The 2,116-nt window shown below is 57.0% G+C and carries 2 rRNA genes (1 of these 2 cut by a window edge); both read right to left on the minus strand.

From position 1 onward, the window contains the following. Positions 1-24 precede the first annotated feature (24 nt). Positions 25-141 (minus strand): 5S ribosomal RNA (rrf, locus tag ABZS42_RS31780). Between the two features lie 87 nt (positions 142-228). Then, positions 229-2,116, minus strand: a 23S ribosomal RNA gene (locus ABZS42_RS31785); it runs 1,326 nt beyond the window's last position.

Consider the following 2,116-nt stretch of genomic DNA (forward strand, 5'->3'; position numbering starts at 1 on the left):
GGGGTGGCCCTGAACGGAAAGAATGTCCGGCGGTGTCCTACTCTCCCACACCCTCCCGAGTGCAGTACCATCGGCGCTGGAGGGCTTAGCTTCCGGGTTCGGAATGTTACCGGGCGTTTCCCCTCCGCCATGACCGCCGTAACTCTATCGACATGTCAAACAACCACAACCACATACGGGTGTGTTGTTCGTTTGTCTAGAGTTGCACAGTGGACGCGTAGCAGCTTAGTAGTCAAGTCCTCGGCCTATTAGTACCGGTCAACTGAACCCGTTACCGGGCTTACATTTCCGGCCTATCAACCCAGTCGTCTAGCTGGGGGCCTTACCCACCCAAAGGATGGTGGGATACCTCATCTTGAAGCGAGCTTCCCGCTTAGATGCTTTCAGCGGTTATCCCTTCCGAACGTAGCTAACCAGCCGTGCCCCTGGCGGGACAACTGGCACACCAGAGGTTCGTCCGTCCCGGTCCTCTCGTACTAGGGACAGCCCTTCTCAAGTATCCTACGCGCACGGCGGATAGGGACCGAACTGTCTCACGACGTTCTAAACCCAGCTCGCGTACCGCTTTAATGGGCGAACAGCCCAACCCTTGGGACCTGCTACAGCCCCAGGATGCGACGAGCCGACATCGAGGTGCCAAACCATCCCGTCGATATGGACTCTTGGGGAAGATCAGCCTGTTATCCCCGGGGTACCTTTTATCCGTTGAGCGACACCGCTTCCACACGCAAGTGCCGGATCACTAGTCCCGACTTTCGTCCCTGCTCGACCTGTCAGTCTCACAGTCAAGCTCCCTTGTGTACTTGCACTCAACACCTGATTGCCAACCAGGCTGAGGGAACCTTTGGGCGCCTCCGTTACCTTTTAGGAGGCAACCGCCCCAGTTAAACTACCCACCAGACACTGTCCCTGAACCGGATAACGGTCCGAAGTTAGATACCCAAATCAACCAGAGTGGTATTTCAAGATTGCCTCCACCCATACTGGCGTATGGACTTCACCGGCTCCCACCTATCCTACACAAGCTAATTCAAATACCAATGTCAAGCTATAGTAAAGGTCCCGGGGTCTTTCCGTCCTGCCGCGCGTAACGAGCATCTTTACTCGTAATGCAATTTCGCCGGGCCTGTGGTTGAGACAGTGGGGAAGTCGTTACGCCATTCGTGCAGGTCGGAACTTACCCGACAAGGAATTTCGCTACCTTAGGATGGTTATAGTTACCACCGCCGTTTACTGGCGCTTAAGTTCTCCGCTTCGCCCCCGAAAGAGCTAACAGGTCCCCTTAACGTTCCAGCACCGGGCAGGCGTCAGTCCATATACATCGAATTACTTCTTCGCATGGACCTGTGTTTTTAGTAAACAGTCGCTTCCCCCTGCTCTCTGCGGCCATACAACGCTCCACCCGCGCGGGGCTTCACGTCTCCGGCCCCCCTTCTCCCTAAGTTACGGGGGCAATTTGCCGAGTTCCTTAACCACAGTTCGCCCGATCGCCTCGGTATTCTCTACCTGACCACCTGTGTCGGTTTGGGGTACGGGCCGCTCGGAACTCGCTAGAGGCTTTTCTTGGCAGCATAGGATCACTGACTTCACCTGAATCGGCTCGGCATCACGTCTCAGCCTTAATGGCGTGCGGATTTGCCTACACACCGGCCTACACGCTTACCCCGGCACAACCACCGGCCGGGCTCAGCTACCTTCCTGCGTCACCCCATCGCTTGACTACTACCCGCCAGGTTCCCACGCTCCCCACCCGCAGTCCGAAGACCTTGGATGGTTTGGGTGGTTAGCACAACGAGGTTCATCAGGGTCGCTCCTACGCGGGTACGGGAATATCAACCCGTTGTCCATCGACTACGCCTCTCGGCCTCGCCTTAGGTCCCGACTCACCCAGGGCGGATTAGCCTGGCCCTGGAACCCTTGGTCATCCGGCGGAAGGGTTTCTCACCCTTCTTTCGCTACTCATGCCTGCATTCTCACTCGTGCCGTGTCCACAACTCGATCACTCGGCTGCTTCACCCCCGGCACGACGCTCCCCTACCCACCCACACACCTGCACCAAAACCCCGAAAGATCCTGGCGAAGTCATTGTGTGAGTGCCACAGCTTCGGCGGTATGT

It is taken from the genome of Micromonospora sp. NPDC005367, assembly GCF_040606825.1.
Taxonomy (GTDB): Bacteria; Actinomycetota; Actinomycetes; order Mycobacteriales; family Micromonosporaceae; genus Micromonospora.